The following is a 7801-nucleotide window of genomic DNA, read 5'->3' on the forward strand; positions in this document are numbered from 1 at the left end:
GGAGAAGATCGTACCGGGGATCCAGAAGACCGCTGAGCTGGTGCAGGAGATTGCCGCGGCCAGCCGCGAGCAGGACGCCGGAGCCGAGCAGATCAACAGCGCAATTCAGCAGCTCGATACGGTTATTCAGCAGAATGCCTCGGCCTCCGAAGAGATGGCCTCAACCGCCGAAGAGCTCTCCAGCCAGTCGGAACAGCTTGGCGAGATGATCTCCTTCTTCAATGTCGGCAACGCCCGTCGGCAGATCGCGGCGCGCAAGCACCTGACCGCCGAAGATCACCAGGCCAACCTGAAGAAAGCCCAGCTGGCGATGCCGTCATCGGCAGGTAAAGGCAACGGCAGTGGCAACGGTTCCATCGGAATTGCTCCGGGCACAAAGAATGCCAGCTCCGGCCGGGCCGATACCCTCGATCAGGATTTTGAACAGTATTGATTGTTGCCATCAACAAGGAGAATGAAAATGACTGAAGCCGCAGTAGATATGACTCATCAATACCTGACGTTCATGCTCGGGGATGAAACCTTTGCCGTAGATGTTGCCAAGGCGCGCGAGGTTCTCGATAGTATCAATATCACCAAGGTTCCGCAAACGCCGGAGTACATGCTCGGGGTAATCAACCTGCGCGGCAGTGTTGTGCCGGTGATCGATATGCGTCTCAAATTTGGCCTGGAAAAGAGAGACCGAACGGTGGATACCTGTATCATTGTGCTGGAGATCGCCGTTGATGGCGATGCCGTTGTCATCGGTGCCCAGGCCGATTCGGTGCAGGAGGTTCTCGAGATTAGCACCGGACAGATCGAGCCGCCGCCGCGACTCGGGACGAAGCTCAACACCGAATTCATCCGTGGGATGGGCAACTGCAATGACGAGTTTGTCATCATCCTTGATATCGACAAGGTCTTTACAGTTGACGAACTGGAACTGGCAAAGGGTATGTCGAAAACTGATGAAGAGGTCGCATGAACGGATATGTTGCCTTGTCGGTGCCGGGATACCCTCCTCATCTTTTTCCGGCACCGATTTTTTTGCTAAGCGATACATTTGCATGAAGGTCTGAACCGTTCGGAGAAGACGTATGATCAAGCGTGTCTGTACATATTGCAAATCTGAACTCGGCACGGTAGCGGATGCCGTTGATGAGGTACGGATCAGTCACGGAATTTGTCTCGAATGTCTTCGTGAAAATCACCAGCACCACCTGAAATCTCTCGATGAATTTCTTGAAACTGTTACAACGCCACTGGTCCTCGTCGATGACCAAAGACGGGTTGTTTATGCTAACAGCCCGGCCTGCAATATTGTCGGCAAGGAACTCGACCAGGTAACAGGGTTGTTGGGTGGGGAGTTTATCGATTGCGTCTATGCCGCCGATCCCGAAGGCTGCGGCGCGGCAGTGCACTGTCAGAGTTGTGTCATCAGGCGTGAAGTCGAAAAGACCGCACTGACCGGGTTCCCGTCCAGACGCGTTCCGGCTATTCTTGATCTTGCCAAAGAAAGCGGGGATCAGACCGTAAGATTCCTGATTTCAACGGAAAAGATAGATGATGTCGTATTCGTCCAGATTGACGAAGTCGAACCATTTTGATCACTTTTTTTGTCATGATTTTCCGAGTAGAGCTATGGCCCGATAATGTTAACTGCAGTTATTAGTCGGATGGGAGTTTTGGTTTGGCCAGCAAAATCCTGATAGCCGATGATGAAGAGAGTATCCGTTTTACTTTTAAAACCTTTCTCGAAAACGAAGGTTACGAAGTTGACGCGGTTGAAACCCTTGCCGCAGGCCTGCAGCTTCTCGATGATTCATACGACCTGATATTTCTCGATATCTACCTCGGCCGGGACAACGGATTGTCATTGTTGCATGAGGTTCAGTCGCGCCGGCTACTGTGTCCGGTTGTCATGATTACCGGCTCACCGGAGATTGCCTCGGCCGCTGAATCCTTGCGCTACGGGGCCTTTGACTATATCTGCAAGCCGGTGACCCAGCTGATCCTCCTTCAGGTTGCCGCCAAGGCCCTGGAACATAAACGGCTGCTTTGTGAAAAAGAGACCTTCCGGATGCGACTGGAAGGGCTGTTCCGGTGTGCAACCGAAGGAATCGTTATGACCGACAACGATCTGCGCGTTGTCGCAGTCAATAAGTCGGCCCGAACACTGCTTGGCCTCGATGATTAGGTCGTTGGTTGCCGCCTCGATCAGTTGCCCAATATGCAGTATCCCATTTTTTCCAGATTTTGTGATATCATCAGGTCCAGATTTGACGGCGAAATTTACCGGCTTCAATGCCATGGAGCGGATGGCAGCAGCCAGTTTGTCAGCATGAGCGCATCCCCCCTGATAAATGATGATGGAACCGACTACGGTGGTGTGCTCATCATCCGTGACGAGAACCGACGGGGCAACGCCGATGAAATTAATGGATCATTATCTGGAAGCCTTCCGTAAGCTGAATGAAAAAAATCTACCTGATTGAAGACGAGGAGTCCTTGCGTGAAACCCTTTCAATGTTCCTGGAAGAGTTCGGTTTTGAGGTGTTCGCGTACCCGTCCCTGAGCGAGTTTCAGGAACCGGATATCGATGGTGATTGTCGCTCTGCTGAGGAGTCGGTGTTGTTTTTGCTCGATCATAATTTGCCCGGTGAACGCGGCCTTGATTATATCGCAAAACGTTTGTCGGACGGGCGCTGCCAATGCGGCGGCAAATGCATGGCGATCATGTCGGGTGGTTTACGTGCCGCGGAAGCAGAGAGAGCCGAAGAGCTTGGTTGTTATGTTTTCGAAAAACCGGTCCTGTTCGCTGATCTTGAAGAGTGGCTGGAGTCTCTTGGAAACTGAGATACACTATTCAGGTGGCACCATTGTCAGGCAATAGTAAGCCGAGAGAGACTGCTGACAAAATCTGGTCGTTCTTAATCGAACCGGTTGAAATGGCTAGCGATGAAAAACAAGGATGTTATCGTAACAATCATCTGTGAGATCACCGGCAGGCCGGCTGTCGAAGCTGAACGGATGGCCGAGGAGATGCTTGCATTGAATCCGGCGACATTTCTTGACCTGGAACAGGAGATATCGGAAACGGATGCAGCCTTTTTGCTGAATGAATTGCGCAAAAGGAAAGATGGGATCCGTCTAACGTTAATCGAATCGGGAATGATCGTTCTTTCAGGAGAAGGGACCGCCTGATTCATTCTCAAGGAAAGGCGGTAAAATTTCCCTCAATATATTATCCCAAAAGTGTTACCAGGTCTCGAACGTAACGGCACGCGCACGCCGAGGAGCATTTCGGTCCCCGGTGTGGATTCAGGCAATAGTCCGGGGGCGTAGCGTTTTCAAGAGATTCGTCTTTTAACAGTGGCGCATACAACGCTTCGGTTAACTCACTCAATCTGAATGCAAGGGTCGTATGACATGAACAATTGAACATGATCAAATGATAATGCGGGTCATGCATGTCCGGTTGGCACCCGATAACACTCTTCTCTTTGTCCTTCAAAAAAGCATCAAAATTAGACCATTGCTTGCCACAGAACGTACACGTCTTAAAGATATCCGGCCTGATCGACTCATCGGGATGCGGGCACTCCCAGTCTTCAGGAAAGCCATGGTCGTTACAGTAGTCGCCTATTTTCTTGTCTTCTTCAAGAATGTGGTGATAAAGCCATCCCCGCAAGAAATCCATAGTCTCATCGGTGATGTCGACGTTCCCTGCGGTGTATTGTTCCAGCAACTCCCTTGATGTCTTTTCCAGGTGCGTGTGCCGGGTCTTGTGTTGTTTGGACATTGGATAATCAATTGCCGACATAAGCGATTCTTCGTTCCGGAAATGGACTTCCACATACCGAAGCAAATGTTTGAGAATCTCGGCTATTTTGCTTTCAACTGTTTTGTTGCGATATGCACTGTGAAAGTCATTCACCAGGGACAACAAATAGCGATGTTCGGCGTCAATCTCCGGGACCCCGATGTCAAACGTACTGTCCCACTTTGTAATCACTGTAAACTCCTCAATTCCCGCAAATGAGCAGGCTTGATTTTTTGTGATTGATTCTAGTTTAAGCATTGCGAAAAGTATATTGAAAATCTGACGACTAATGGGCCTCGAAGGCCATCATTCGTAGCTCATGACCCGAAAGTTTCATTTTGAGGAGGATGGTGATCTGGAGAAACCTGTCAAGCGAAGCGCAAAAATCGGCCGGCCCTCCGGGCATTAAAAAAGCAGGTGTGATATTCCCGGGTTTATTGCAAATTGTGCAAATACACAGTTTGCAGAAGTTGTTATGACGCTTTACCTTTTTTGCCGTTTCAATATATGGTTCGATAATGCGTTGCATGGCACGACATCTATCCATCTTGAGCATACTGCTTGCGCTCTTGTTTTTTGTATCTGCGGTCTCTGCATTCTATGCGTTTGCCGGGCAGCAGATATCAGTGCAGTGTTGCGACAACGATGAGAGCCCTCAACCCCGCGGGGAAGAAGGGGAGTGCTTCGACTGCCCATGCTGTAATGTGATCCTGTATTCAGAATTTGAAAGACAGGGGTTGCCCCTTGCTGCCGCCGGGGGGGCTAGCTGGCTCCTGGTGCCGGGCTATCCCTCGGAGTATGTCCAGCTTATCGATTACCCTCCTGAAGTCTGCTAGCCCTCAGCTGCAATTCCGTAAAAAATAACAGTCAGAATGCATCGAGCTCTTTCGTCAGGAAAGCACGGGCCCTTTTGCCGTGATGCTGTTGGCCGCGTTGGTTGATTCTGTCAATCATTACATGGCGATCACCTGTAAGTGCGAAGATCGGAACTGAATTGACAACAACTGATCTCCGGGCGGCACCCTGCTGCCCTCAGGGGGCGTGGGAGTGAATAGATTTCTGGCGTGTTGAATCTAAGAATATCCGATTCTTTCTCTAACCGGCTGCGCCGCGGCCATGGTTGGTGCCCTCAGTGCCTTCAGAGGGATTCAGGCAGGTATTGCAGGTCGCAAGATGAGAGAACCCGGGTATCACATAAACCATCTGATTGAGGTATCGCAAATGAAAAATCTTTTACTGATAACATTTCTCTTCTTTCCCCTGGCCCTTGCCGGTTGCAGTGGCGAAAAATACGGTTCCGGGGTCGATCCTGGCGCACCGAAGGTTCAGGTCAGGGATGTCTTTTTGAAGCAGGCGCTCATGGGAAAAAAAGTCACCCTCGAGGGCAAAATTGTCTCGCAATGCCAGTCCAATGGCTGCTGGTTCTATCTGCAGGACGAAACCGGACAGATCTATATTGACCTCGCGAAAAGCCAATTAACCCTGCCGTCGCGGCCGGGCAGGCAGGTTGTTGCCAGCGGCACCGTGGCCCGGTCGAAACAGAACTACGCACTCATTGCTACCGGAGTTGAAGTGAAATGAACGGCTACCTGAAACTTGCCGGCAAGAATCTTCTGCGGCACCGGACCCGCAGTGCCTTGACCATGCTCGGGATTGCCGCTTCGGTTGGCGTTCTGTTTTCAGTGCTCTCTTTTAACCAGGGTTTTACCAAGGGGCTGGCGGTCGAACTGGAGCGCACCGGATTACACTTCATGGTTGTCCCTTCCGGGTGTGCCCATGAGGTTGCGGCTCTGGTGCTACACGGTTCGGTTATTCCGAAATTCCTCGATACCGCCGTTATGAAGCATGTTGAAGCTACGGACGGCATTGACCTGGCGACGCCGATCCTGGTGGCCCAGCTTCCCGATCCTCAACGCGGTCAAATTGATCTGATCTATGGTGTCGATATGTCGGTCCTGTCGGCGATCAAACCGGGCTGGGAGATTACTGGCAGAATTCCTGTGCAGGATAATGAAATCCTGCTTGGCTACGAGGTCGCCCAGCACGAAAAGCTGCAACCCGGTGATCGGTTTACTGCCTCCAGCGACGGAACAGATCTGGTGGTCGCCGGGATCGTCGGCCTCACCGGCAGTCAGGATGACGCCTTTGTCTATCTTCCCATCCAGACAGCCCAGAAACTGCTTGATTACCCGGAAGCAGCAACGGCTATCGGGGTCAAGGTAAAGGACCCGGCGCGCATGGCGGACATCACTGAAGCGCTGACCGCGGCAGTACCGGGCATTCAGATCGTGACCATGGGCGAGGTGATGAACTCCATTTCCAATCTCGCCGCTTCCGCCCGGGCGCTGAGCCTGGCGATTGTTTTGATAGCGATATTGATCAGCGCTGTCGGGGTGATGAATTCCATTCTCATGGCGGTTTTTGAGCGGACCCAGGAGATCGGCATGATGCGCGCTGTCGGCGCCTCACGACCCGATATCTTCCGGATTATCCTGGAAGAGACCACCATCCTTTCGCTCAGTGGCGGTTTGGTCGGTATCGTCCTGTCGATCCTCGGTTCGCGTCTGATTGAAGCCTTTGTCCGCTCGGTGATGCCGTTTGTGCCGTCCGGGGAACTGATCAGTTTCGACCCTGCGGTTGCCGCAGGGAGTGTCTTGTTTATTTTTATTATCGGACTCTGTGCCGGGATCTATCCGGCCTTGAAGGCATCGAAAATTAACCCTGTTGAGGCGATAAAAGGATGATTGAACTAAAGCAGATTGAAAAAAACTATCATAGAGGAGCTGAAGAGGTTCGGGCTTTGCGCGGAATCGATCTCAGCATTTCTGCCGGCGAGTTGCTGGCCATTATCGGACCGTCGGGAGCCGGGAAAACAACGCTGCTGCATATCCTCGGCTGTCTCGACCAACCAACCAGGGGAGAGGTGCTGTTTGACGGCGTGAGCACGACCAGGATGCTGGAGTCGGAGCTGGTGCGACTGCGCCGGGAAAAGATCGGCTTTGTCTTTCAACAGTTCTACCTGATCCCGGGCCTCAGCGTCTTTGACAATATCGCCTTGCCCTTGCTCTTCAGCAAAAAGCCGGCATCCCGGAGCAAGATACTGGCTCTGGCCGAAATGGTCGGTCTTGAGCATCGACTGGACCATGCGCCGTCTCAACTCAGCGGCGGCGAAATGCAGCGGACCGCTATCGCGCGTGGGCTGGTTAACGATCCCGAGATTCTGTTGGCGGATGAACCGACCGGAAACCTCGACAGTGAAAACAGCGACAAGATCTACGAGCTGCTCCGTTCGCTCAGCCAGAATGGGTTGGCAACGGTCATGATCACTCACAATACTGAACTTGCCGCCCGCGCACAGAGAACGGTGCAAATCAGGGACGGTCTGGTTCATCACTGATTTCACGGGTCAATGCGAAGGAGCATGGGTCGTTAAAGGATGAGAAAAAGGAACTGGCAATCAAGTATCCTGATATCGATGAATCTTTGATGACGTTGACCGATCGGGAGAGGGAGCGTTATGGGCTGGCTGCCGACAAGACCCTGGCAGGATATATGACGAAGGAGATGAACCAGATGATTGACGAGCATTTCAGGCAACTTCGTATCGACTATCTCAGGCGAGAACAACCGAAACTATATCAGGAACTGAAAGATGATGGTGTTCTGCATGCACATCTCACGCATCTGAAGAGGAGAGCTCTCTTGTATTTTGAAGAGCTGATGCAAGCTGGGGTCTGCAGGGAAAAAGCTGAGGAAAAAGTCTATCAAGATTTGATCTCAATAAATAAGACGTGAAAATTGAAGGGAACGATGAAAAGTGGATAAGCTACTTTTCATCAAAAACGGTCTCTTCTAAAAATAAAAAGGGGTCGGGAATATATCCCGACCCCTTTTTCAATTTGGTACCGAAGGCCGGAATCGAACCGGCACGCCCGAAGGCATCGGTTTTTGAGACCGACGTGTCTACCAATTCCACCACTTCGGCAAAGAGGTCTGAAT

12 protein-coding genes and 1 tRNA gene are annotated in these 7801 nt (G+C 51.6%); 10 read left to right on the forward strand and 3 right to left on the reverse strand.

The genetic code is table 11. The features are described from left to right. The 6 genes from C0623_01390 to C0623_01415 all read left to right on the forward strand — a co-directional run. Positions 1 to 433: chemotaxis protein (locus C0623_01390; GenBank protein ID PLY03464.1), on the forward strand; the 433-nt coding region annotated here is incomplete at its 5' end. A gap of 27 nt (positions 434 to 460) precedes the next feature. Next, a complete protein-coding gene (locus tag C0623_01395) occupies positions 461 to 964 on the forward strand; it encodes a chemotaxis protein CheW (protein PLY03465.1) in 504 nt (167 codons plus the stop codon). A gap of 112 nt (positions 965 to 1076) precedes the next feature. Continuing rightward, entirely contained in the window at positions 1077 to 1586 is a 510-nt protein-coding gene (locus C0623_01400; protein PLY03466.1) for a hypothetical protein, read from the forward strand. An 83-nt stretch (positions 1587 to 1669) separates the two neighbouring features. Continuing rightward, positions 1670 to 2176, forward strand: coding sequence for a hypothetical protein (locus C0623_01405; protein ID PLY03467.1), 507 nt, complete (start codon positions 1670 to 1672; stop codon positions 2174 to 2176). 275 nt (positions 2177 to 2451) lie between these two features. Beyond that, entirely contained in the window at positions 2452 to 2835 is a 384-nt protein-coding gene (locus C0623_01410; protein ID PLY03468.1) for a hypothetical protein, read from the forward strand. A 102-nt stretch (positions 2836 to 2937) separates the two neighbouring features. Further along, a complete protein-coding gene (locus tag C0623_01415) occupies positions 2938 to 3183 on the forward strand; it encodes a hypothetical protein (protein ID PLY03469.1) in 246 nt (81 codons plus the stop codon). Between the two features lie 40 nt (positions 3184 to 3223). On the opposite strand, the gene C0623_01420 is transcribed toward C0623_01415, so the two are convergent. After that, positions 3224 to 4060, reverse strand: coding sequence for a hypothetical protein (locus C0623_01420; protein PLY03470.1), 837 nt, complete (start codon positions 4058 to 4060; stop codon positions 3224 to 3226). A 28-nt stretch (positions 4061 to 4088) separates the two neighbouring features. After that, positions 4089 to 4358 carry a hypothetical protein gene (locus C0623_01425; protein ID PLY03471.1) on the reverse strand — a complete coding sequence of 90 codons (270 nt, stop codon included), beginning with the start codon at positions 4356 to 4358 and terminating at the stop codon, positions 4089 to 4091. A gap of 665 nt (positions 4359 to 5023) precedes the next feature. On the opposite strand from C0623_01425, the gene C0623_01430 reads away from it, so the two are divergent. From C0623_01430 to C0623_01445, 4 genes are all read left to right on the forward strand, one after another. After that, positions 5024 to 5383, forward strand: coding sequence for a DNA-binding protein (locus C0623_01430; GenBank protein PLY03475.1), 360 nt, complete (start codon positions 5024 to 5026; stop codon positions 5381 to 5383). Then, a complete protein-coding gene (locus tag C0623_01435; protein PLY03472.1) occupies positions 5380 to 6546 on the forward strand; it encodes an ABC transporter permease in 1167 nt (388 codons plus the stop codon). Before C0623_01430 ends, C0623_01435 begins: the two co-directional genes overlap by 4 nt. After that, a complete protein-coding gene (locus C0623_01440) occupies positions 6543 to 7199 on the forward strand; it encodes an ABC transporter ATP-binding protein (protein PLY03473.1) in 657 nt (218 codons plus the stop codon). The genes C0623_01435 and C0623_01440 overlap by 4 nt, the downstream gene beginning before the upstream one ends. An 89-nt stretch (positions 7200 to 7288) precedes the next feature. Further along, entirely contained in the window at positions 7289 to 7597 is a 309-nt protein-coding gene (locus tag C0623_01445) for a hypothetical protein (GenBank protein ID PLY03474.1), read from the forward strand. A gap of 105 nt (positions 7598 to 7702) precedes the next feature. On the opposite strand, the gene C0623_01450 is transcribed toward C0623_01445, so the two are convergent. Continuing rightward, a tRNA-Leu gene (locus tag C0623_01450) sits at positions 7703 to 7787 on the reverse strand. Positions 7788 to 7801 lie beyond the last annotated feature (14 nt).

The organism is Desulfuromonas sp. (assembly GCA_002869615.1).
GTDB lineage: Bacteria > Desulfobacterota > Desulfuromonadia > Desulfuromonadales > UBA2294 > BM707.